This window comes from Streptomyces saintjeani, from assembly GCF_055409605.1.
In genome coordinates this window covers 4,642,325-4,664,891 of sequence record NZ_CP189624.1, presented here as the reverse complement: position 1 = coordinate 4,664,891, position 22,567 = coordinate 4,642,325, and the positions used below count along the sequence as shown (strand labels likewise).

Genomic DNA, 22,567 nt, shown 5'->3' with positions numbered 1-22,567 from the left:
CCTTGGCGACGGCTGACACCTCCCCCGCGGAACCGGGCGCACCCCCCGCCCGCCCGCCGGGACCACGGGCCGCTCCGGCGGCCGTCCCCGAACAGCCGCACTCCACGGCCACCCTCATCGGCTCGGTCCAGCGCGCGATGCGCCTCCTGGAGAGCGTCGCGGGACACGTGTACGGCGCCCCCGCGAAACAGCTCGCCCGGGAGACCGGCCTCGCCCTCCCCACCGCCTACCACCTGCTGCGCACCCTCGTCCACGAGGGCTATCTACGGCGCGACAAGGGGCTGTTCTTCCTCGGCGAGGCGGCCGAGCGGCTGGCCTCCGCAGGCGCCGCGCAGAAACGTCGCAGCACACTCGTCGAGACGCTCGCGCAGTGGCGGGACGCCGTCGGGGCGCCCGTCTACTACGCCGTGTACCGCGACGGCGAGATCGAGACGCTGTACGTCGCCGACACACCGGAGTCGCCCGCCGTCGAGCAGTGGGCCGACTTCCGGGAGACCGGGCACGCGCACGCCATCGGGCAGTGCCTGCTGTCCCAGCTCGACGACGGGGCTCGGCGCGATCACCTCGACCGGTATCCCGCGAGCGCCCTCACGCCGTACACCGTCCGCGACAGCCACAGTCTGCTGCGCAGGCTCTCCGGGGCGCGGCGCACCGAGGCGGTGACCGAGCGTCAGGAGTATCTGCTGGGGACGGTCTGCGCCGCCCTGCCGATCACCGTGGGGGCGATCGCCGCCACCGTCGCGCTGTCCCTGCCCGTGCGGCAGGCCGAGCGGCTGCTTCCCGCCGTGCGGGCGCTGGAGCGCGAGGTCGGGTGTGCGGTGGGTGCGCTCGCGCTCTCTATCAGCATCTGAAAAATCACTGCTTGTGACCCCGTGTGTACTTTCAGCAAGATGCGTTGCAGTCATAGGTACATTCCCGGCCACTCGACGGCACAGACGGGGTAAGGCGATGCGTGAGTCCGTTCAGACAGTTCAGGCAGAGGTCATGATGAATTTCCTCGTCTCCGAGGAGCTCTCGTTCCGGATCCCGGTGGGGCTGGAGTACGAGCCGGACGACCCGTACGCCGTCCGGCTCACCTTCCATCTGCCCGGGGACGCGCCGGTGACCTGGACGTTCGGCCGCGAACTCCTCATCGACGGCGTGGGCCGCCCGTGCGGCGAGGGTGATGTCCGGGTCGCCCCCACGGACCCCGAATCCCTCGGCGAGGTCCTCATCCGCCTCCAGGTGGGCGCCGACCAGGCCGTCTTCCGCTCCTCGGCGGCCCCCCTCATCGCCTTCCTCGACCGCACGGACCGGGTGGTGCCGCTGGGCCAGGAGGGATCTTTCGCGGACTTCGACGCGCATCTCGACGAGGCGTTGGGGCGGATCCTGGCGGAGGAGCAGAGCGCGGGGTGAGGGGGGCGCGCCGTGGGGGTGGGGAAACGCTTCAGCGGTTCCGGGGAGTTGCAGGAACGGTTCTGCTGGGGCTGAAGGCCCCGAGGCTGTAGGCCCTGAGGCTGTAGGCCCCGCCCCCCACCGAGCGGTCAGTGTTTACGGCGGCGGCCCCGCCCTCCCTTTGCCGGGACGGGAGCCACGGCCGACGGCGTCGCCGGGGCCGGTGCGGACTTCCCGTCCGGACGGTCCGCCGAGACGACCAGCGCCGCCAGGGCCGTCGTGACCGGCACCGACGCGACCAGGCCGATCGAGCCGACCAGGGTGCGGACGATCTCCTCGGCGACCAACTCGCTGTTGGCCACCGCGCCGACGCTGCTGTTGGCGATGGAGAAGAGGAGCAGCAGGGGGAGGGCGGCGCCCGCGTACGCGAGGACGAGGGTGTTGACGACCGAGGCGATGTGGTCGCGGCCGATGCGGATGCCCGCTCGGTAGAGGCCGCGCCAGCCCATCGTGGGGTTCGCCTCGTGCAGCTCCCACACCGCCGACGTCTGCGTGACCGTCACGTCGTCCAGGACACCCAGCGAGCCGATGATGATGCCGGCGAGGAGCAGGCCGCTCATGTCGATCGACGGGTACAGGCCGTGGATGAGGCCGGTGTTGTCGTCCGTGTTGCCCGTGAGCGCGGCCCAGCCGATGAAGAGCGAGCCGAGGATGCCGATCAGGATCAGTGAGATCAGCGTGCCGAGCACGGCGACGGAGGTCCGCGCCGAGAGGCCGTGGCACAGGTAGAGAGCGATCAGCATGATCGCGCTGGCCCCCACCACCGCCACGACCAGCGGGTTCGAACCCTGGAGGATCGCCGGCAGGATGAAGAAGTTCAGGATCATGAAGCTGATCGCCAGCGCGACCAGCGCCATGACGCCGCGCAGCCGTCCGACGACCACGACCGCGATCGCGAAGATCCCGGCGAGCAGCGCCATCGGGAACCGCCGGTTGATGTCCGCGACGGAGTACTGGAGGTCCTTCGGCGCGGACGGCTCGTACGCGACGACGACCTTCTGACCCTGCTTCAGCTGCCGCGACTGGTCGGGCTGGACGATCTCCGTGAACGTACGGCCCTTGTCGCTGCCCGTGTCCACCCGGATCGTCGCCCGCTTGCAGGTCCCGCCCGCCTGCTGCACCGCCGAGGACCCCTCGGCCGTCGAGGTGTCACCGGTCGGCGGCACCCCCGACGCGTTGACGGACGCGCAGCTCAGCTTCTCGATCCTCGTGACCGTCGCCTGCTGCGTCTGCCGGTCGAACCCGACCCCGGTCCGCTCGTGCGGCGGCGCGCCACCGGGCCACAGCACCGCGAGCCCCACGACCACGGCCGCCGCGAAGGGGATCAGGATCGCGCCGATGACCTTGCGGAGGTGCCGGGAGACGGGGGCGGCGGGGCCATGGCTGTGACTGTGCGAGTGGCCGCCGCCATGCCCTCCACCGTGCCCCCCGCTGTGCGAGTCACCGTGCCCGCCGCCGTGCGCGTCACCGGGCTCGTGGTGATGCTCACCGTGCCCGGAACCGCCGCTGTGCGCTTGGTGATCGGGGACGCGGGGGACAGGCCCGCTGTCGTGAGCGGAGACCTGGGGGACGGGCCCGCTGTCGTACGGGGACACCTGGGGCACAGGGCCGCTGTCGTACGGTGACACGCGCGGTACGGGACCACTGTCCGGCCCGGGAACGCGCGGCACAGCACCGCTGTCGTACCCCGGTCCCCGCACCTGCCGCGTAGCCCCCGTGTCCTCAGGACGCGGCGTCGGCCCGACCCCGTACCCCTGCCCCTCCGCACCCGGCCTCAGCAGCGGCCCCCGCCGCTGGAGTGAACCCAGCCGGGTGCCGGGGCGGTTACCCGGCGCGGGCCCGCGTCCAGGAGCCGCGTCACCCGGCCCGGCGACAGGACCCGGTCCCTCACCGCCGTACGTGTCCTCACCCCCGTACCCGTCCCCCGCACCCGTATCGCGCGCGGTGCCGGGGCGGCGGGGCCGTTCGGGAGGCGGGGGGAACGGGGAGCGGGGTGTCGTGGTCACCGACCGATCATCGCAAGAACGGCAGAGGCCCACTGTTCACCGCGCCACAAATACCGCTAGCGTGGAGGCACCTTTGCACACGCGGGAGCTCGGAGCACCGGGCTGAGAGGGCGCTGACCTTCGTCTTCGCGGTGTTTCACGTGAAACGTCACCGGGTTCGAGTGATGTTTCACATGAAACATCGGCAGACGGAAGCCGCTGCGTCGACCGCTGAACCTGTTACCGGGTAATGCCGGCGTAGGGAGTAGGTCTCATGACCATCAAGGACGCACGCACGCCTGCCTCCACGCAGAACGCGGCCAGCACGGACGCGGCTGACAACGAGGCCGGGAAGTCCATCGGCTGGCACAAGGCGTACGTCGAGGGCTCGCGCCCCGATCTGCGGGTGCCGGTCCGTCAAGTGCACCTCACCAACGGGCAGTCGGTCACCCTGTACGACACCTCGGGCCCGTACACCGACCCGTCCGAGCAGACGGACGTCCGCCGGGGCCTGTCCCCCCTGCGGGAGAACTGGATCGTCGCCCGGGGCGACACCGAGGAGTACGCGGGCCGTCCGGTCCGCCCCGAGGACGACGGGCTCAAGCACACCTCGCCGCGCGGCGGCCTGCGGAATCTGGACGCGGTCTTCCCGGGCCGCCCGCGCCTGCCGCGCCGCAGCCGGGACGGACGGCCGGTCACGCAACTGGCGTACGCGCGCCGGGGCGAGGTCACGCCGGAGATGGAGTACGTGGCCATCAGGGAGAACGTCGCGCCCGAGGTCGTCCGCGAGGAGATCGCGGCGGGGCGGGCCGTCCTGCCGGCCAACGTCAACCACCCGGAGATCGAGCCGATGATCATCGGCAAGCGGTTCCTGGTGAAGGTCAACGCGAACATCGGGAACTCGGCGGTGACGTCCTCCATCGAGGAGGAGGTCGAGAAGATGACCTGGGCGACCCGCTGGGGCGCCGACACGGTCATGGACCTCTCGACCGGCCGCAACATCCACACCACCCGGGAGTGGGTGCTGCGCAACTCCCCCGTCCCCATCGGCACGGTGCCGCTCTATCAGGCGCTGGAGAAGGTCGACGGCCGCGCCGAGGAGCTGACCTGGGAGATCTACAAGGACACGGTGATCGAACAGGCCGAGCAGGGCGTGGACTACATGACGGTCCACGCGGGCGTACGGCTGCCGTTCGTCCCGCTCACCGCGAACCGCAAGACCGGCATCGTCTCGCGCGGCGGCTCGATCATGGCGGCCTGGTGCCTCGCGCACCACAAGGAGTCGTTCCTGTACGAGAACTTCGGGGAACTCTGCGAGATCCTCGCCGCGTACGACGTCACGTACTCGCTGGGCGACGGCCTGCGGCCCGGCTCGATCGCGGACGCCAACGACGAGGCGCAGTTCGCGGAGCTGCGCACGCTGGGCGAACTCAACAGGATCGCCCGCAGTCACGACGTACAGACGATGATCGAGGGCCCGGGGCACGTCCCGATGCACAAGATCAAGGAGAACATCGACCTCCAGCAGGAGATCTGCGACGAGGCGCCGTTCTACACGCTCGGCCCGCTGACCACGGACGTCGCGCCCGCGTACGACCACATCACGTCCGGGATCGGCGCGGCGATGATCGCCTGGTGGGGGACGGCGATGCTCTGCTACGTCACGCCCAAGGAGCACCTCGGCCTGCCCAACCGCGACGACGTCAAGACCGGCGTCATCACCTACAAGATCGCCGCGCACGCCGCCGATCTCGCCAAGGGGCACCCCGGCGCGCAGGACTGGGACGACGCGCTGTCCGACGCGCGCTTCGAGTTCCGCTGGGAGGACCAGTTCAACCTGGCCCTCGACCCCGACACGGCCCGCGCCTTCCACGACGAGACACTCCCGGCGGAGCCGGCCAAGACCGCGCACTTCTGCTCGATGTGCGGGCCGAAATTCTGCTCGATGAAGATCTCCCAGGACATCCGCCGCGAACACGGCACCAGCCCCGCCGACACCGATATCGAGGAGGGCATGGCCCAGAAGTCGAAGGAGTTCGCGGCGGCGGGGAACCGGGTGTATCTGCCGATCGCGGACTGAGGACGCCGTGAACCGCCTGGCCCGCGCCCCCTGTACGGGGACGCGGGCCGGGAGTCATCGGGGGTGGACGACGGGATTTTCGCAACACGCCCTAGTCGGGCTGGTTGTCCGGGCCGCCGAAGTCCGGGCTCGTGTAGTCCGGGCTGGAGAAGCTCGGGCGGTGGCCGGGGTCGGGGCCGTCGTCGGGGCTGGTGAACCCGGGACGGTCGTAGCCGAGATTCGGCAGGCGGCTCGGCGGAGGCGTGCGCGGGACCGTCGCCGCCGGGCCCTGTTCGGTGAGCGCCTCGCGGAAGTACGGCAGGAAGCCGCGCTCCAGCAGGGCGATCCGCCAGGCATCCCGGGCCCGCTCGACCTCCTGAGCCTGTTCGTTGTACGGCCCCGCCTCCAGCGCGGGCCGGTTGCGCAGCGCGGTGAGCAGCAGCCCGACGGTGGCGACCAGGATCGCCAGCGCCGTGACCACCCCGAACACCCAGCCCGCCGTGACCAGCGCGTCGGCGAACGCAGGGGCCGGGTCGAGCGCCTTGAGGAGGTAGCCGACGAGCAGGAAGATCACCGCGGCGGTCCCGGCGAGGACCGGCGTGAGGACGGCGGCGACGGCGACGGCCCCCGCCCCGGCGGGCTCGACGGCGGCCTCCCCCAGGCCGGCCGCGATCCCCGTGCCCCCGCTCGCCGCGTCCCCGGACTCGCGGGCCGAAGAGGCCGAAGAGGACGAGGAAGACGAAGAGGACGGCGCCGGGTGGCGCAGCTCCTCACGGACCTTCACGTAGTGCTGGTACTCGGTCGCCGCCGCGGCCGTGATGAACGCGGTGGCACCCAGCGCCATGGTGCGCAGCTGTACCGGGTTGAGGCGCCGGCCGACACCGGCCAGTTCCGGGTGGTGTGGGGCGGAGCGCAGCGCCTCGTCGAGGATCCGCTCGTACTCCTGGCGGTCCTCACTGTGCAGGTGCTGCGGAACGCTGTTCATGTGCATCCCCCGATGCTCCGTAGGGCTTGGGGCTCGCATGCCAACGAGCCGTCGGGCAGAAACGGAGGGGAGCCTGCTACGGATAAGCCGATGGTAGAGCGGCGACGGCTCAAGGTGACAGGGGGTTTGCGGAAATTGGACCCGCGCCCGTGCCGCCGGCGATCAGTCCTCCATGCCGGTCGCCTGCCCGGTGGACGTCCGATTATCCATGGGCAGCTGTTGGACCAGCAGCTTTCCGGCCATGGTCACTCCGCCGTCCATCGCGATGGCGAGTCCCTCCGCGTAGACGTGCGGTCCCTTGACGTTCGGGCCGGTGTCGTCGTCGGGGTCCTCGGAGCCGACTTCGCCCAGCAGATAGGGAATCGGGCTGTGCCCGTGAACGATGAGGGTGCCCCCGTACGTATCGAGGAGGGCGCGGACGGCGTCGGCGCCGCCCTCGTCGCGGAAGGAGAAGCGCTTGGTGAACTTGCGGAAGAGATCCCACACCTCGTCCGCGTCGTTGCGGGTGAGCGCCTCGCGGATGCTGTCGTTGACGGCCTCGATCGAGTCGCCGTAGTCGAGATAGGCGGTCGTGTCGGAGTGGACGAGCAGATGGCCGTCGACCTCCTCGATCGCGTCGAGGCGTGCCATCCACTGGAGGTGGTGGTCCTGGAGGCGGTCCATGTCGGACTTCTGGCCGCCGTTGAGCAGCCAGGCCGCCTGGAAGGTGGCGGTGCCGGCCCCGGAGTTGACGGGGGTGTCGCCGAACCGCTTGGCGCCCAGGAGGAGGAGTTCGTGGTTGCCCATCAGGGCCTTGCAGTAGCCGCCCGCCGCCGCCGCCTCCGCCGACAGCCGCATGACCAGGTCGATCACGCCGATGCCGTCGGGCCCGCGGTCGGTGAAGTCGCCGAGGAACCAGAGCCGCGCGTTGCCCGCGCACCACTGCGCGGCCTCGTCGATGAGGCCCTTCTCCCGCAGCGCGGCGTGCAGTTCGTCGAGATAGCCGTGCACGTCGCCGACGACGAACAGGGGTCCGGGCCCGTCCGCGGCCACCACGGGCTCCACCGTCGGCATCCGCAGCGTGTCGCCCCGGTTGATGACCGGGAGGTCGCGCTGGGTCGGCGTGTACCCCTCGGGATACGCCTGCTCGTCGGCCGGTACGGCGTCGCCGGGATGCCCGGCGGGGTCGTACGGGCCGGTCTCATGGACGTACGCGGGCACCCGGAAGTCGCGCAACGTCGCCGTCCGTTCCGCTTCGGGTCCCTGACCGGCCCCCTGAGTCATCAGACCCCTCCACCATCGCGCCGCAGCTGCACCGCTTCGGACTGCCTGGTCGCAGCGGCCCGCGGTGTCGTGGGCCCATCATAGGAATGCGGATCGGGCCATGTGATGACCCAGGGGTGGTGAATCGGTTCGGGCGCGCGCCGGTGCGTGGCATTCGCCCCGATTGACCCGTGCTTGGCCGTCGTACCGGTGTCCCGCACCCACCGCACGACGGCCCCGCGGGCGGCCGGCTACTTCCCCTCGGGCGTGCGCGGCGGGCTCACCGTCGTACGCGGCGGACGGCGTTGCGAGGAGGTGCGGATGATCAGTTCCGTCGGTATCACCTGCTCGACCGGGCCGTCCGAGTCGACGCCCTCGATCGCGTCGATGAGGAGCTGGACGACCGCGGTGCCGATCCGGCGCGGCTTCAGCGAGAGCGTGGTGATGGGGGGTTCGGTGCTCGCGTACACCGTGGACTCGCTACAGCACACGAGGAGCAGGTCCTCGGGGACGCGCAGGCCGTAGCGGCGGGCGGCGGCGAGGAGGTCCGTGCCGTTGGGGTCGAAGAGGCCGTACACGGCGTCCGGCCGGTCGGGCCGGGCGAGCAGCCGGTCGGCGGCGACGGCTCCCGCGCAGGGGTCGTGCGCCGGGTACGCCTCGTACACCGGGTCCTGTCCGACGCGCTCGCACCAGTGCAGGTACGCGGTGGTCGACAGGTGCGTGTACGTGTCGGTGGTGGTCCCCGTGAGCAGCCCGATCCGGCGCGCGCCGGCGTCGGCGAGGTGGTCGAGGATGTCCAGTACGGCGGCCTCGTGGTCGTTGTCGACCCACGCGGTGACCGGCAGCGGACCGGAGGGGCGGCCGTCGGAGACGACGGGTAAACCCTGCCGGACGAGCTCGCTGACCACCGGGTCCTGGTCGCCGGGGTCGATGACGACCGTGCCGTCCAGGGCGACGTTCGACCACACGTCGTGGCGCGAGGTCGCCGGGAGGATGACGAGCGCGTAGCCGCGGGCGAGCGCGGCGGAGGTGGCGGCTCTGGCCATCTCCGCGAAGTACGCGAATTCGGTGAAGGTGAAAGGTTCATCCCCGTACGTGGTGACGGTCAGTCCGATCAGGCCGGACTTCCCGGTACGGAGCGTGCGGGCCGCGGCCGACGGGCGGTAGCCCAGCCGGTCGGCGACCTCGCGGACGTGGCGTCGGGTGGCATCAGGGAGCCTGCCCTTGCCGTTCAGGGCGTCGGAAACGGTCGTGATGGACACTCCGGCGGCGGCGGCCACGTCCCTGATACCCGCTCGGCCCGGCCGGCTGCCTCGGCGTGAGGTTTCCGCGCGGCTCACCTGGTGCTTCCCTGCTGCTGTCATGGCGTGCCGATAGTAGGGCTCATCGGGTGGGGTAGGGCGGACGCATATGCACACATCGACAGGCACGTTTCTGCAAGGTCAAAGTCACCAAGTACTTGAGAAACAAAGGCAGTTGGTCGTTCGAGCGGCACTATTTGTGGCATCGGCGCTGATGAGCCTGGCGAGGCACCGATGTCTCGAAGAGGTCTCAACTCACCTGTACGAGGGACGCGCGCCACGGCGCGTGCCACCGGCGCGTAGATATATGTGCGACACGCCCTCTGTTTCGTCGGCCTTCGTACGGTGTTGCCCCTGATGCGGGTGTGACGAACGAGGTCCGCACGGCCGCTGACGTGCACGTGCCGAATCCTCATAAGGTGAGGAGAATTGAGTACCGGCGCCGGTCGCGAGGAGGACTGTGGTGAGCGAGACGAACCCCAAGCTGCGGGTCGAGCTGGAGGGGATCCCCACCTACAAGCCGGGCAGGCCGGCCGCCGAGGGCGGACCGGTGGCCTACAAGCTGTCCTCCAACGAGAACCCGTACCCGCCGCTGCCCGGCGTCCTGGAGACCGTCACGGCCGCCGCCTCGTCGTTCAACCGCTACCCGGACATGGCGTGTACGGCGCTGACGGCCGAACTGGCCGACCGCTTCGGCGTCCCCGTCTCCCACCTCGCCACCGGCACCGGCTCCGTCGGCGTCGCCCAGCAGCTCCTCCAGGCGACCTCGGGCCCCGGCGACGAGGTCGTCTACGCCTGGCGCTCCTTCGAGGCGTACCCGATCATCACGCAGATCAGCGGCGCGACCTCGGTCAAGGTCCCGCTGACCCCGGGCGACGTCCACGACCTCGACGCGATGTACGAGGCGATCACCGACCGCACCCGCCTGATCTTCGTCTGCAACCCCAACAACCCGACGGGTACGGCCGTGCGGCGGGCCGAGTTGGAGCGGTTCCTGGACCGGGTGCCGGGGGACGTCCTGGTCGTCCTGGACGAGGCGTACCGCGAGTTCGTGCGCGACGCGGACGTCCCCGACGGCGTCGAGCTGTACCGCGGCCGTCCCAACGTCTGTGTCCTGCGCACGTTCTCCAAGGCGTACGGCCTCGCGGGGCTGCGTGTCGGCTTCGCGATCGCCCACGAGCCCGTCGCCGCCGCGCTGCGCAAGACGGCGGTGCCCTTCGGGGTCACGCAGCTCGCGCAGGACGCCGCCGTCGCGTCCCTGCGCGCGGAGGACGAACTCCTGGGCCGGGTCGGGTGCCTGGTCTCCGAGCGCACGCGGGTGGTGGACGCGCTGCGCACCCAGGGGTGGACCGTCCCCGATACGCAGGCCAACTTCGTCTGGCTGGGGCTGGGGGAGCGGACGCCCGCGTTCGCCGCCGCGTGCGAGCGGGCCGGGGTCGTGGTGCGGCCGTTCCCGGAGGGGGCGCGGGTGACGATCGGGGAGACCGAGGCGAACGACATCTTCCTGAAGGTGACGGAGGGGTTCATCAAAGAGGGGTTCATCAAAGAGGGGCTCGTCCAGGAGGGCTGAGAGCCCTTCCGGGGGTGTGTGAGGGGTGCGTCTCGGGGGGCCTGTGACCAAACAGGCCCCCCCTCCCGTCAAGTCTCGAACGGGTATGCGCCATAATTGCTTGTGAATGTGAACGCGTTCACAAGCGTGTCCCAGTTGCTCCACTGTTGTGTGTGACATAAGGGGCAAACTGCCGCAGTACCACGGCACGTAAGGAGACTGACGACGTGGAAATGGCCCTGGCGCCGGAGACACTGGCGCGCTGGCAGTTCGGCATCACGACCGTCTACCACTTCCTCTTCGTCCCCCTGACGATCTCGCTCGCGGCGCTCACCGCCGGGCTGGAGACCGCATGGGTGCGGACCGGCAAGGAGAAGTACCTCAGGGCGACGAAGTTCTGGGGCAAGCTCTTCCTGATCAACATCGCGATGGGCGTCGTCACCGGCATCGTGCAGGAGTTCCAGTTCGGCATGAACTGGTCCGACTACTCGCGCTTCGTCGGCGACGTCTTCGGTGCCCCCCTCGCCTTCGAGGCCCTGATCGCCTTCTTCTTCGAGTCCACCTTCATCGGCCTGTGGATCTTCGGCTGGGACAAGCTCCCGAAGAAGATCCACGTCGCCTGTATGTGGATGGTCTCGATCGGCACGATCCTGTCGGCCTACTTCATCCTCGCCGCGAACTCCTGGATGCAGCACCCGGTCGGCTACCGGATCAACGAGGCCAAGGGCCGCGCCGAACTCACCGACTTCTGGCTCGTCCTGACCCAGAACACCGCGCTCGCGCAGGCATTCCACACCCTGACGGCCGCGTTCCTGACCGGCGGCGCGTTCATGGTCGGCATCTCCGCCTTCCACCTGGTCCGCAGGCGGCACATCGTCGAGATGAGGACGACGCTGCGGCTCGGCCTCATCACCGTCGTGATCGCCGGTCTGCTCACCGCGATCAGCGGCGACACCCTCGGCAAGGTCATGTTCAAGCAGCAGCCGATGAAGATGGCCGCCGCCGAGGCCCTGTGGGACGGCGAGGCGCCCGCGCCGTTCTCCGTCTTCGCCTACGGGGACGTCGAGAAGGGCCACAACACGGTGGCCATAGAGATCCCGGGCCTGCTGTCGTTCCTCGCGAACGACGACTTCACCTCGCACGTCCCCGGCATCAACGACGTCAACAAGGCCGAGCAGGAGAAGTTCGGCCCCGGCGACTACCGCCCCAACATCCCGGTCGCCTACTGGGGCTTCCGCTGGATGATCGGCTTCGGCATGACGTCCCTCGCGGTCGGCATGTTCGGACTGTGGCTGACCCGCAAGAAGTTCATGCTCCCCGAGCACCTGAGGACCGGTGAGGACGAGGTGCCGAACCTGGTGCTCTTCCGCAAGAAGGCGCTCGGTCCTCAACTCACCACCTGGTACTGGCGCCTGGCGATCTGGACCCTGGCCTTCCCGCTGATCGCCAACTCCTGGGGCTGGATCTTCACCGAGATGGGCCGACAGCCCTGGGTCGTCTACGGCATCTTCCAGACCCGCGACGCGGTCTCCCCCGGTGTCTCCCAGGCCGAGGTCCTCACCTCGATGATCGCCTTCACCACGCTGTACGCGATCCTCGCGGTCGTCGAGGTCAAGCTCCTCGCGAAGTACGTGAAGGCAGGCCCGCCGGAGCTGACCGAGGCCGACCTCAACCCGCCCACGAAGATCGGCGGCGAGGCGCGTGACGCCGACAAGCCGATGGCCTTCTCGTACTAGGCCGAGGGAGCTGCACCGTCATGGAACTGCACGACGTCTGGTTCGTCCTGATCGCCGTCCTGTGGACCGGCTACTTCTTCCTGGAGGGCTTCGACTTCGGGGTCGGCGTCCTCACCAAGCTCCTCGCCCGCGACCGGGCCGAGAAGCGCGTCCTCATCAACACCATCGGCCCGGTCTGGGACGGCAACGAGGTCTGGCTGCTCAGCGCGGGCGGCGCGACCTTCGCCGCCTTCCCCGAGTGGTACGCCACCCTCTTCTCCGGCTTCTACCTGCCGCTGCTGCTCATCCTGCTCTGCCTCATCGTCCGGGGCGTCGCCTTCGAGTACCGCGCGAAGCGGCCCGAGGAGAACTGGCAGCGCAACTGGGAGCAGGCGATCTTCTGGTGCTCCCTGATCCCCGCGTTCCTGTGGGGCGTCGCGTTCGGCAACATCGTCCACGGCGTGAAGATCGACCGGAACTTCGAGTACGTGGGCGGCTTCTGGGAGCTGCTCAACCCGTACGCGGTCCTCGGCGGGCTCGTCACGCTGAGCCTGTTCACCTTCCACGGCACGGTGTTCACGGCGCTGAAGACGGTCGGTGACATCCGGGAGCGGGCGCGGGCGCTGGCCCTCAAGGTCGGTCTCGTCACCGCCGTCCTCGCCCTGGCCTTCCTGGTCTGGACGCAGGCCGACAGCGGGGACGGCAAGAGCCTGGTCGCCCTGGTCGTGGCCGTCGCGGCCCTGGTCGCGGCGCTCGTCGCGAACCAGGCCGGGCGCGAGGGCTGGTCGTTCGCGCTCTCCGGGGTCACGATCGTGGCCGCCGTGGCGATGCTCTTCCTGACGCTCTTCCCGAACGTCATGCCGTCGTCGCTGAACCCGGAGTGGAGCCTCACGGTCACGAACGCCTCGTCGAGCCCGTACACGCTGAAGATCATGACGTGGTGCGCGGTGATCGCGACGCCGGTGGTGATGCTCTACCAGGGGTGGACGTACTGGGTGTTCCGCAAGCGGATCGGTACGCAGCACATCGCTGAAGCGCACTGAGTCAGTCGCCGGGCATGTTTCACGTGAAACGTCCGTGTTGTTTCACGTGAAACATGCCCTCCAGAAGTCCCCGTGAAGAGGGTGTGTTTCACGTGAAACCAATCGATCCGCGTCTGCTTCGGTACGCGCGTGCCACCCGGCTGTTCATGGCGGCGGTCGTCGGACTGGGTGTCGTCGGCGCCCTCCTCGTCATCGCCCAGGCCATGCTCATCGCCGAGATCGTCGTCGGCGCCTTCCAGCACGGCCACTCGGTCAGCGACCTCCGCACCCCCCTGCTTCTGCTGGTGACCGTCGCGGCCGGTCGCGCGCTGGTCGCCTGGCTCACCGAACTCGCCGCCCACCGCGCGAGCGCCGCCGTGAAGTCGGAGCTGCGGGGACGGCTGCTGGAGCGGGCGGGTGCGCTGGGCCCGGGGTGGCTCGGCGGGCAGCGGACCGGTTCGCTGATCGCCCTCGCGACCCGGGGCGTGGACGCCCTGGACGACTACTTCTCGCGCTACCTCCCCCAGTTGGGGCTCGCCGTCGTCGTCCCCGTCGCGGTGCTCGCGCGGATCGTGACCGAGGACTGGGTGTCGGCGGCGATCATCGTCGGGACGCTGCCGCTGATCCCGGTCTTCATGATGCTGATCGGGTGGGTCACGCAGTCCCGGATGGACCGTCAGTGGCGGCTGCTGTCGCGGCTGTCGGGGCACTTCCTGGACGTGGTCGCGGGGCTGCCGACGCTGAAGGTGTTCGGGCGGGCCAAGGCGCAGGCCGAGTCGATCCGGAAGATCACCGGCGAGTACCGCCAGGCGACCCTGAAGACGCTGCGGATCGCCTTCCTCTCGTCCTTCGCGCTGGAGCTGCTGTCCACGATCTCGGTCGCGCTGGTCGCGGTGACGGTCGGGATGCGGCTCGTGCACGGCGAGATGGACCTCTACATCGGCCTGGTCATCCTGATCCTGGCGCCGGAGGCGTACCTCCCGCTGCGGCAGGTCGGTACGCAGTACCACGCTGCGGCCGAGGGCCTCGCCGCCGCCGAGGAGATCTTCGCGGTGCTGGAGGAGCCGGTCCCGGTGTCCGGCACGGCCGCCGTCCCGCAGGGCGCGATCACCGTCGACGGCGTGACCGTCCGCTACCCCGGCCGGTCCGTAGCCGCCGTCGAGAACGCCTCGTTCACCGTCGCACCCGGTGAGACGGTCGCCCTCGTCGGCCCCAGCGGCGCCGGCAAGTCGACGCTCCTGAACGTCCTGCTCGGCTTCACCCGCCCCACCGAGGGCCAGGTCCGGATCGGCGGCGCCGACCTCACCGGGCTCGACCTGGAGGAGTGGCGCTCCCGGATCGCCTGGGTCCCCCAGCGGCCCCACCTGTACGCCGCGACGATCGCGGAGAACGTCCGCCTCGCCCGTCCCGACGCCGACGACACGGCCGTCCGCCGGGCCCTCGCCGACGCGGGCGCCCTGGAGTTCGTGGACGCGCTGCCCGCCGGCCTCGACACCGTGCTCGGCGAGGACGGCGCCGGGCTCTCCGCCGGGCAGCGGCAGCGGCTCGCCCTGGCGCGCGCGTTCCTCGCCGACCGGCCGGTGCTGCTGCTCGACGAGCCGACGGCCGCGCTGGACGGGGCGACCGAGGCGGAGGTCGTCGCGGCGGTCCGGCGGCTCGCGGAGGGGCGGACGGTGCTGCTCGTGGTGCACCGGCCCGCGCTGCTCGGGGTGGCCGACCGGGTGGTGCGGCTCGCGGAGGCTCGGGGCGACGGTGTTGCGGAGCGGGCGCCGGTGGCGGACGTGCGGGGGGACTTCTTCGAGGAGCGCGGCGTCACGCAGGCGGACTTCTTCGTGGTGGGGGAGTCCGAGGGGGCTCGGGATCTCAAGGCGGCCGGGGATGCCGAGGGGGCCGTCGGGAGGATGCCCGGCGAGGCTGTGCGCGGGACCGTGCGCGCAGGCGTGCTCGCCCGGGTGCGGGCCATGGCCGGGCCGCGCCGGGGGCGGCTGCTGCTCGCGGCGCTCCTCGGGAGCCTCGCGCTCGGCAGCGCCGTCGGGCTCATGGCGACGTCCGGGTGGCTCATCTCGCGGGCCTCGCAGCAGCCGCCGGTGCTGTACCTGATGGTGGCCGTCACGGGGACGCGGGCGTTCGGGATCGGGCGGGCCGTGTTCCGGTACGCGGAGCGGCTCGTCTCGCACGACGTCGTGCTGCGGATGCTCGCCGACACTCGGGTGGCCGTCTACCGGCGCCTGGAGCGGCTCGCGCCCGCCGGACTGCGCGGGGCGCGGCGCGGGGACCTGCTGTCGCGGCTCGTCGCCGACGTGGACGCCCTCCAGGACTACTGGTTGCGCTGGCTGCTGCCGGTCGGGTCCGCCGTCGTCGTGGCGGCCGGGTCGGTCGCCTTCACCGCGTGGCTGCTCCCCGAGGCGGGCGCGGTCCTCGCCGCCGGACTGCTCCTCGCCGGGGTGGGCGTGCCGCTGGTCACCGGCGCCGTCTCCCGGCGCGCCGAACGCCGGCTCGCGCCCGCGCGCGGGGTGCTGGCCACCCGGGTCGCCGACCTGCTCACCGGCACCGCCGAACTCACGGTCTCCGGCGCCCTGCACCGCCGTACGGACGAGGTGCGGGAGGCCGACGGGGTGCTCACGCGGATCGCCTCGCGCGGGGCGGCGGCGACCGCGCTCGGGGACGGGCTGACCGCGCTGGTGTCCGGGCTGGCCGTCGCGGCGGCGGCGCTGGTGGGGGCCCAGGGGGTCGTCTCCGGGCGGCTGGACGGTGTGTCGATGGCCGTCGTCGTGCTCACGCCGCTGGCCGCCTTCGAAGCGGTCCTCGGGCTGCCGCTCGCCGTGCAGTACCGGCAGCGGGTGCGCCGCAGCGCGGAGCGGGTGTACGAGGTGCTGGACTCCCCCGCGCCCGTACGCGAACCGGAGCGGCCCCGGCAGGCGCCGGCCACGCCGTTCCCGCTGGCCGTGAAGGGGCTCACCGCGCGGTACGACGGACAGGGGCGCGCCGCCCTCGCCGGGGTCGACCTGACGCTCACCGAGGGCCGCCGGATCGCCGTCGTCGGTCCCTCCGGCTCCGGGAAGACGACCCTCGCGCAGGCGCTGCTGCGGTTCCTGGACGCGGAGTCGGGGACGTACACGCTGGGCGGCGTCGACGCGTACGCGCTCGACGGGGACGACGTACGCGCCCTGGTCGGGCTCTGCGCCCAGGACGCGCACCTCTTCGACTCCACCGTCCGTGAGAACCTGCTGCTCGCGCGGAAGGGCGCGGACGAGGGGGAGTTGCGGGACGCGCTGCGGCGGGCGCGGCTCCTGGAGTGGGCCGATGCGCTGCCCGACGGCCTGGACACGCTCGTCGGCGAGCACGGGGCGAAGCTGTCGGGCGGCCAGCGTCAGCGCCTCGCGCTGGCCCGCGCGCTCCTCGCGGACTTCCCTGTGCTGGTCCTGGACGAGCCCGCCGAACACCTCGACCTGCCGACCGCCGACGCGCTCACGGCGGATCTGCTGGCGGCCACCGAGGGGCGGACCACGCTGCTGATCACACACCGGCTGGCGGGACTCGACGCGGTGGACGAGGTGGTCGTGCTGGACGAGGGGCGGGTGGTGCAGCGGGGTTCCTACGCGGAACTGGCCGCTGTGGAGGGGCCGTTGCGGGGGATGGTGGAGCGGGAGGAGGCGACGGAGCTGTTGGTGGCGGCCGGGTGAGGCGATGTTTCACGTGAAACCAGCCGTGTTTCACGTGAAACAGGGCCATGAGGGCGGTGCGCGGGCGTCGCGCCGCGATTCGTAAATAGGGCAAATTACCCTGACCTCATGGCAGTCGACCCCCGTCTCCTCGAAGCCCTGCGGTCCGTCGGCGGCGAGCTGGAGCGCATCCCCGCGACGGCCGTGACCCTCCTCGGCGTCCAGGACGCGGCCGTCGAAGTGGACGGCGACGGCTCCGGCTGGGCGCTCGCCGTACCGATCCGCGCGCACGGCGAGTCGTACGGCAGCCTCTGTCTCGCCGGGCGCCGGGACGGGCAGCCCTTCGACGGTGCCGATCTCGACCTCGCGCGCGCCCTCGCCGGGGAAGCGGGGATCGCGATCGGCAACGCGCGGCTGTACGAGGCGGCGCGGCAGCGGGAGCGCTGGATCGACGGCTCCGTGGCCGTCACCACCGCGCTGCTGGCCGGCGACGACCCCGACGACGCGCTCCAGGTGGTCGCCGAGTGGGCCCGCACCCTCGCCGAGACCGTCGCCGGGATCGTCCTGCTGCCCGCCGAGGAGGGCGGCCTGGAGATCGCCGCCGTCGCCTCGGACCCCCCGTCGGGGATGCTCGGCGAGGTCGTCCCGGGGGACAGCGCGCTGGTCAGGGCGCTGCTGAACGGTGAGGAGGTGTACGTCGAGGACGCGGCCACCGACCCCCGCTCGGTCACCTCGCACGCCGCCGAGTACGGCCCTGTCCTGCTGCTCCCGCTGCGTGGCGACGACCGTTTCCTGGGCACGCTCTGCCTGCCGCGCGCGCGGGGGTGGCGGACGTTCACCGACGCAGAGCGCGACCTCGCCCGCCGGTTCGCCGAACAGGCCGCGCTCGCGCTGATCGCGGCCGAGGCGCAGCGCGACCGGGAGCGGCTCGTGGTGTTCGAGGAGCGCGACCGGATCGCCCGTGACCTGCACGACCTCGTCGTCCAGCGGCTGTTCGCGACGGGGCTGACGCTGGAGAGCGCGCAGCGGGAGGCCGCAGCGCCCGAGGTGCGCGAGGGGGTCGGGCGGGCCGTCGACGAACTCGACGTCACCATCCAGGAGATCCGTACGGCGATCTTCGCCCTGCGCCAGGGCCCCGACGAGACGCCGACCCACCTGCGCACGCGCGTCCTGCGCGAGGTCGCCATGGCCGCCGTACCGCTCGGCTTCCGGCCCGACTGCCGGTTCGTGGGCGACGTCGACACGCTCGTCGGCGAGGCGACCGGCAAGAACCTCATCGCGGCTCTGCGGGAGGCGCTGTCCAACGCGTTCCGGCATGCGCGGGCCACGCGTATCGACGTGGTGGTGGACGCCACGGCGACGCTCCCCGGCGGCCGTCCCGGCGTACGGCTGACCGTCGCGGACGACGGTGTCGGCATCACCGACGGGGGGCGCCGCAGCGGGCTGCTGAACCTCGTCCGCCGCGCGGAGTCCCTCGGCGGCGACAGCAGCCACGGTCCGGGACCCGGCGGCGGGACGACGGTGGTGTGGGAGGCGCCGTACTGAAACCCGGCCGGGGTCAACCGGGCGTGACGGTGTGTCACCCGGCGTTGGGCCATCCGGACGCGCTGTCCCCCGGTCGTATGACGTCAACAGGCACACCACCCGCCCCCTGGGACACGATCGCTGACATGCGCTCACCTCGCCGCCGCCCCCTGCTCGTCCCGGTCCTGCTGTGCGCGGCGGCGGTCCTCGCGTCCCGCCCCACCCCCGCCGGCGCCGACGGCGAGAACGGCTTCGGCGACGGGCTCGGCGCCCAGGTCGCGAAGCTGTACGAGGAGGCCGCCGCCGCGTCCCAGGAGTACGACGCCGGCCGCCGCGAGGCGGAGACGCAGCGCGCCAAGGCCCAGCGGTACGAGGAGCTGCGCGCCGAGGAGCTGCGCGAACTCGGCAGGCTGCGCGCGGACCTCGGGCGGATCGCGCGGGCCCAGTACCGGGACGGGGGCGGGCTGCCGATGGTGGTCCGGGTCGTGCTGGACGGCGACCCCGACCGGTTGATGCGCGGTCAGCACGTGCTCGCGCAGGCGAACCTGGCCGTCGGGAGCGCGCTCGGCAAGCGCCGGGTCGTCGAGGAGCGGCTCGCGGGGGACGCGGCGCGGGCGGCGTCCGCGTGGCAGGTGCTTCAGCGGCGGACCGTCGAACTCGCCGGGCTCAAGCAGGACATCGAACGCAAGCTGGAGGAGGCGCGGTGGCGGCTTCAGGGGCAGGCGGCGGCGTCCGTCGCGGCGGGCTCCTGTCCCGGCGCGATCCGGCTCCCGCAGACGCCGTCTTCCAGCGGGTGGGTCGCCCCTGTCGAGTCCTACCGCCTCTCCGCCCCCTTCGGCAGCGGCGGCGCGCGCTGGGCCCACCGCCACACCGGGCAGGACTTCGCCGTCCCGATCGGTACGCCCGTCCGCGCGGTGGGCGCCGGCCGGGTCGTCCGCGTGGCCTGCGGCGACGGCTTCGGCGTCCAGCTCGTCATCAGCCATCCCGGCGGCTACTACACCCAGTACGCCCACCTCTCCTCGGTCGCCGTCGACCCCGGTGAACGGGTCTCCGCCGGCCAGTGGATCGGGCAGACCGGCACGACCGGCAACTCGACGGGGCCCCACCTGCACTTCGAGGTGCGGGTGACACCGGAGATGGGCTCGGCGGTGAACCCGGTGCCGTGGCTGGCGGATCGGGGGGTGCCGCTGGGGTGAGGGGGGTAGGAACACGCAGGGGGTTCACCCCTGTAAGGACCGCCCGCCACGGCGAACGCCCCTTACCCCCGCTCCGCCACCAGCTTCTCGATCACGACCGCCACCCCGTCCTCGTTGTTCGCGACCGTCCGTCCCGACGCCGCCGCGATGACGTCCGGGTGGGCGTTGCCCATGGCGTACGACCGGCCCGCCCAGGTGAGCATCTCGATGTCGTTCGGCATGTCCCCGAACGCGACGACCTCCTCGGGGGCGATGCCGCGTTCCGCGCAGCACAGGGCGAGGGTGCTGGCCTTGGAGACGCCGGGACCCGCGATCTCCAGGAGGGCGCTGGGGCTGGAACGGGTGACCTCGGCGCGCTCCCCGATCGCCTCGCGGGCCAGCGTGAGGAACGCGTCCGGGTCCAGGGTGCGGTGGAAGGCGAGGATCTTCAGGACCGGTTCCCGGGCGCCGGGGCCGTCCGGCGCGAGCAGCTCCTCCGCCGGGGCGAGGGAGTCCGGTATCTCCATGTGCATCTTGGGGTACTCGGGCTCCTGGTGGAACCCGTACGTCTGCTCCACCGCGTACATCGTGCCCGGCGCGGCCTCCCTCAGCAGCCGGACGGCGTCCAGGGCGTTCGCGCGGGCCAGTTCGCGGACCTTCACGAAGCGGTGGGCGCCGGGGCCGCCGTGCAGGTCGACCACTGCCGCGCCGTTCCCGCAGATCGCGAGCCCGTGTCCGTGCACGTGATCACTGACCGCGTCCATCCACCGCGCGGGCCTGCCGGTCACGAAGAACACCTCGATCCCCGCGTCCTCGGCCGCCGCCAACGCGGCCACGGTCCGGGGCGACACCTTCCCGTCGTCCCGCAGCAGCGTTCCGTCGAGGTCGGTGGCGATCAGACGGGGGCGCTGTAGGGCGGCGGGGGTCTCGGGCTGCCGGGTTGCTGAGGTCACGGGGGCATTCTCCCGTACGGGGGCGCACGGGTGCGGGGGCGTGCGCGCAGATGAGACGTACGTGACGCGGGAGGGGGTGGGCCGTACCGCGCGTTCCGGGGCTTGTCAGAGGGGCGACGTAGGCTGGGAGACATGAGCACGCGCCTGAGCACCGTGATCCTCCCGCACCGCCGCTGGCATGAGGGGGGCCGGGCCGCGTGGCAGCGCGCGGAGCAGCTCGGGTTCCATACCGCGTACACCTACGACCACCTCTCCTGGCGCTCGTTCCGGGACGGCCCGTGGTTCGGGGCGGTGCCGACGCTGACGGCGGCTGCGGCGGCGACCGAGCGGATGCGGCTCGGCACGCTGGTGACCTCGCCGAACTTCCGGCACCCCGTGCCCTTCGCCAAGGAGTTGGTCTCTCTCGACGACATCTCCGGCGGCCGGGTCACCCTCGGGATCGGCGCGGGTGGTACCGGCTTCGACGCGACCGCGCTCGGTCAGGAGCCGTGGACCCCGCGCGAGCGTGCCGACCGGCTCGCCGAGTTCGTCCCGCTGCTGGACCGTCTGCTCCGGGAGGACTCGGTGTCCTACGAGGGCGACTTCTACTCGGCGCACGAGGCCCGCAACATCCCCGGCTGTGTCCAGCGGCCCCGGCTGCCCTTCGCGGTGGCCGCCACCGGCCCGCGCGGCCTGCGGCTCGCCGCGAGCCACGGGCAGGCGTGGGTGACGACCGGCGACCCGAAGCTGTACGAGGAAGGGACGCCGGAGCAGTCCCTGCGGGCCCTGCGCGGCCAGGTCGACCGGCTCGGGGACGCCTGCGCGGCGCTCGGCCGGGATCTGGACGGGCTGGACAAGATCCTGCTCACCGGCTTCACCCCGGACCGCGGCCGTCCGCTGGAGTCCCTCGACGCCTTCGTCGACTTCGCCGGGCGCCACCGGGAGCTCGGTTTCACCGAGATCGTGATCCACTGGCCGATCGCGGACTCGGTCTTCGCGGCGGACGAGAAGGTCTTCGAGCAGATCGCGATGGAGGCGCCCGCGCAGTTGGGCTGAGCGGCGCACAGGGCCGTCGCCCTCAGTCCGGCTGCTGGGTGCGGTTCTCGTGGGCGAGGCCGTCCTGGCGGGTGGCGGCGTCCGGGCCGGTGGGAAGGACCATGGCCCGCAGCGGCACGGGGTCCGTCGGCCGGATGGCCATGGGGTCGGACGGCCGGCTGATCCCTCCGATGTCCTGCCATCCCCAGGACAGGAAGGCGTCGCGGGTCGGGGTGTCGGTCTGCGCGATCAGCGTCGCCCCGAGCGAGGCGTGGTGGTAGGCGAGCAGCTGTTCCTGGAGCCTGCGGGCGACGCCGTGGCCGTCGCTGTGCGGGTGCACCATGATCTCGGTGATGGCGAAGACGTGTCCGGACGCGGTGAGCTGTTCGACGTTGCGGGGGAGGGTTCCGTCGAACCCCTTCCACCACGACCCCTGGCGCGGTACGGGGAAGCCGTAGGCGCAGCCGACGAGGCCCGTGTCCTCCGCGACCAGCAGCGAGAACCCGAGCCGCCGTACGGACCCGGCGAGCCGTCGCGCGAACTCCTCCCGGCCCTCGTACGCCTCGCCCGCTCGCGCGCGCGTGGACTCCACGTACAGGTCCGCCAGCTCTTCCCGCAGGGTCTCCGCCTGCCACCGGTTCAGCCGGCGCAGGCGTAACGCGTGGGCGGGGGTCCGGGTGAGGTCTTCCCCCTGGGCCGGTTCGGTCATCGCGCACCGCCCGTCGGGACGCCCTGGTGGGGACGGCGACGGAGGTGGAGCCGGCGTCGGCCGGCTGCCCCCTTCCGGGACACCGGCGAGGCGGGCCCGGGGACGGGCAGCCCGGAGCGGCCGTAGTGGAAGGCGGAGATCCGGTCGCCGTGCTGCGCGTCGAGCAGGCGGATGAGGAGCACCGCGAGGACGAGCACCCCCACGATCACGGCCACGGTCACGAACGTCTCCATGGTTC

At 71.7% G+C, this 22,567-nt stretch carries 17 protein-coding genes; 10 read left to right on the top strand and 7 right to left on the bottom strand.

Features of this window, described 5'->3' with window-relative positions; genetic code table 11:
- Positions 1-2 precede the first annotated feature (2 nt).
- Together ACQCO7_RS21150 and ACQCO7_RS21145 are read left to right on the top strand one after the other, a co-directional pair.
- The gene (locus ACQCO7_RS21150; RefSeq protein ID WP_464073324.1) at positions 3-851 is read left to right on the top strand and encodes an IclR family transcriptional regulator; all 849 of its coding nucleotides are present in this window, start codon (positions 3-5) and stop codon (positions 849-851) included.
- Between the two features lie 97 nt (positions 852-948).
- On the top strand, positions 949-1,395 hold the full coding sequence (locus ACQCO7_RS21145; protein ID WP_029183914.1) for an SsgA family sporulation/cell division regulator: 447 nt from the start codon (positions 949-951) through the stop codon (positions 1,393-1,395).
- 128 nt (positions 1,396-1,523) lie between these two features.
- Here the strand turns inward: ACQCO7_RS21145 and ACQCO7_RS21140 are convergent, their stop codons facing one another.
- The gene (locus ACQCO7_RS21140) at positions 1,524-3,038 is read right to left on the bottom strand and encodes a YibE/F family protein (protein WP_464077258.1); all 1,515 of its coding nucleotides are present in this window, start codon (positions 3,036-3,038) and stop codon (positions 1,524-1,526) included.
- 655 nt (positions 3,039-3,693) lie between these two features.
- Between ACQCO7_RS21140 and thiC the strand changes: the two genes are divergently transcribed.
- The gene (thiC, locus tag ACQCO7_RS21135) at positions 3,694-5,499 is read left to right on the top strand and encodes a phosphomethylpyrimidine synthase ThiC (RefSeq protein WP_464073323.1); all 1,806 of its coding nucleotides are present in this window, start codon (positions 3,694-3,696) and stop codon (positions 5,497-5,499) included.
- Between the two features lie 91 nt (positions 5,500-5,590).
- Here the strand turns inward: thiC and ACQCO7_RS21130 are convergent, their stop codons facing one another.
- From ACQCO7_RS21130 to ACQCO7_RS21120, 3 genes are all read right to left on the bottom strand, one after another.
- Complete coding sequence (locus ACQCO7_RS21130; RefSeq protein WP_464073322.1) at positions 5,591-6,469, bottom strand: hypothetical protein; 879 nt, start codon at positions 6,467-6,469, stop codon at positions 5,591-5,593.
- Between the two features lie 156 nt (positions 6,470-6,625).
- On the bottom strand, positions 6,626-7,726 hold the full coding sequence (locus ACQCO7_RS21125) for a metallophosphoesterase (RefSeq protein ID WP_464073321.1): 1,101 nt from the start codon (positions 7,724-7,726) through the stop codon (positions 6,626-6,628).
- A 230-nt stretch (positions 7,727-7,956) separates the two neighbouring features.
- Positions 7,957-9,069: a LacI family DNA-binding transcriptional regulator gene (locus tag ACQCO7_RS21120; protein ID WP_464073320.1), complete on the bottom strand. Its 1,113-nt coding sequence runs from the start codon at positions 9,067-9,069 to the stop codon at positions 7,957-7,959.
- Between the two features lie 400 nt (positions 9,070-9,469).
- Here ACQCO7_RS21120 and hisC point away from each other — a divergent pair, with 400 nt between their 5' ends.
- The 6 genes from hisC to ACQCO7_RS21090 all read left to right on the top strand — a co-directional run bounded on the left by hisC (position 9,470) and on the right by ACQCO7_RS21090 (position 19,674).
- A complete protein-coding gene (hisC, locus tag ACQCO7_RS21115; protein ID WP_464073319.1) occupies positions 9,470-10,576 on the top strand; it encodes a histidinol-phosphate transaminase in 1,107 nt (368 codons plus the stop codon).
- A 206-nt stretch (positions 10,577-10,782) separates the two neighbouring features.
- Positions 10,783-12,291, top strand: coding sequence for a cytochrome ubiquinol oxidase subunit I (locus ACQCO7_RS21110; protein ID WP_464073318.1), 1,509 nt, complete (start codon positions 10,783-10,785; stop codon positions 12,289-12,291).
- A gap of 20 nt (positions 12,292-12,311) precedes the next feature.
- Positions 12,312-13,313: a cytochrome d ubiquinol oxidase subunit II gene (gene cydB / locus ACQCO7_RS21105; RefSeq protein ID WP_409115725.1), complete on the top strand. Its 1,002-nt coding sequence runs from the start codon at positions 12,312-12,314 to the stop codon at positions 13,311-13,313.
- Positions 13,314-13,405: 92 nt separating this feature from the next.
- Positions 13,406-16,975, top strand: coding sequence for a thiol reductant ABC exporter subunit CydD (cydD, locus tag ACQCO7_RS21100; RefSeq protein WP_464073317.1), 3,570 nt, complete (start codon positions 13,406-13,408; stop codon positions 16,973-16,975).
- A gap of 108 nt (positions 16,976-17,083) precedes the next feature.
- Positions 17,084-18,499 carry a GAF domain-containing sensor histidine kinase gene (locus tag ACQCO7_RS21095; RefSeq protein WP_464073316.1) on the top strand — a complete coding sequence of 472 codons (1,416 nt, stop codon included), beginning with the start codon at positions 17,084-17,086 and terminating at the stop codon, positions 18,497-18,499.
- Positions 18,500-18,624: 125 nt separating this feature from the next.
- Positions 18,625-19,674 carry a M23 family metallopeptidase gene (locus ACQCO7_RS21090; protein WP_464073315.1) on the top strand — a complete coding sequence of 350 codons (1,050 nt, stop codon included), beginning with the start codon at positions 18,625-18,627 and terminating at the stop codon, positions 19,672-19,674.
- Between the two features lie 62 nt (positions 19,675-19,736).
- Here ACQCO7_RS21090 and ACQCO7_RS21085 read toward each other — a convergent pair whose 3' ends face one another.
- Positions 19,737-20,606, bottom strand: coding sequence for a Cof-type HAD-IIB family hydrolase (locus tag ACQCO7_RS21085; RefSeq protein WP_464073314.1), 870 nt, complete (start codon positions 20,604-20,606; stop codon positions 19,737-19,739).
- A gap of 132 nt (positions 20,607-20,738) precedes the next feature.
- Between ACQCO7_RS21085 and ACQCO7_RS21080 the strand changes: the two genes are divergently transcribed.
- The gene (locus tag ACQCO7_RS21080) at positions 20,739-21,641 is read left to right on the top strand and encodes an LLM class flavin-dependent oxidoreductase (RefSeq protein ID WP_464073313.1); all 903 of its coding nucleotides are present in this window, start codon (positions 20,739-20,741) and stop codon (positions 21,639-21,641) included.
- A gap of 22 nt (positions 21,642-21,663) precedes the next feature.
- On the opposite strand, the gene ACQCO7_RS21075 is transcribed toward ACQCO7_RS21080, so the two are convergent.
- Together ACQCO7_RS21075 and ACQCO7_RS21070 are read right to left on the bottom strand one after the other, a co-directional pair.
- On the bottom strand, positions 21,664-22,329 hold the full coding sequence (locus ACQCO7_RS21075; protein ID WP_464073312.1) for a GNAT family N-acetyltransferase: 666 nt from the start codon (positions 22,327-22,329) through the stop codon (positions 21,664-21,666).
- Entirely contained in the window at positions 22,326-22,562 is a 237-nt protein-coding gene (locus tag ACQCO7_RS21070; RefSeq protein WP_464073311.1) for a hypothetical protein, read from the bottom strand. The genes ACQCO7_RS21075 and ACQCO7_RS21070 overlap by 4 nt, the downstream gene beginning before the upstream one ends.
- Between the last annotated feature and the right edge of the window lie 5 nt (positions 22,563-22,567).

Bases quoted from the DNA above. Each gene is read 5' to 3' on its own strand.
- ACQCO7_RS21145 (WP_029183914.1), top strand. From the start codon at position 949: ATGCGTGAGTCCGTTCAGACAGTTCAGGCAGAGGTCATGATGAATTTC.
- thiC (WP_464073323.1), top strand. From the start codon at position 3,694: ATGACCATCAAGGACGCACGCACGCCTGCCTCCACGCAGAACGCGGCC.
- ACQCO7_RS21130 (WP_464073322.1), bottom strand. From the start codon at position 6,469: ATGCACATGAACAGCGTTCCGCAGCACCTGCACAGTGAGGACCGCCAG.
- ACQCO7_RS21125 (WP_464073321.1), bottom strand. From the start codon at position 7,726: ATGACTCAGGGGGCCGGTCAGGGACCCGAAGCGGAACGGACGGCGACG.
- ACQCO7_RS21120 (WP_464073320.1), bottom strand. From the start codon at position 9,069: ATGACAGCAGCAGGGAAGCACCAGGTGAGCCGCGCGGAAACCTCACGC.
- cydB (WP_409115725.1), top strand. From the start codon at position 12,312: ATGGAACTGCACGACGTCTGGTTCGTCCTGATCGCCGTCCTGTGGACC.
- ACQCO7_RS21095 (WP_464073316.1), top strand. From the start codon at position 17,084: ATGGCAGTCGACCCCCGTCTCCTCGAAGCCCTGCGGTCCGTCGGCGGC.
- ACQCO7_RS21090 (WP_464073315.1), top strand. From the start codon at position 18,625: ATGCGCTCACCTCGCCGCCGCCCCCTGCTCGTCCCGGTCCTGCTGTGC.
- ACQCO7_RS21080 (WP_464073313.1), top strand. From the start codon at position 20,739: ATGAGCACGCGCCTGAGCACCGTGATCCTCCCGCACCGCCGCTGGCAT.
- ACQCO7_RS21075 (WP_464073312.1), bottom strand. From the start codon at position 22,329: ATGACCGAACCGGCCCAGGGGGAAGACCTCACCCGGACCCCCGCCCAC.
- ACQCO7_RS21070 (WP_464073311.1), bottom strand. From the start codon at position 22,562: ATGGAGACGTTCGTGACCGTGGCCGTGATCGTGGGGGTGCTCGTCCTC.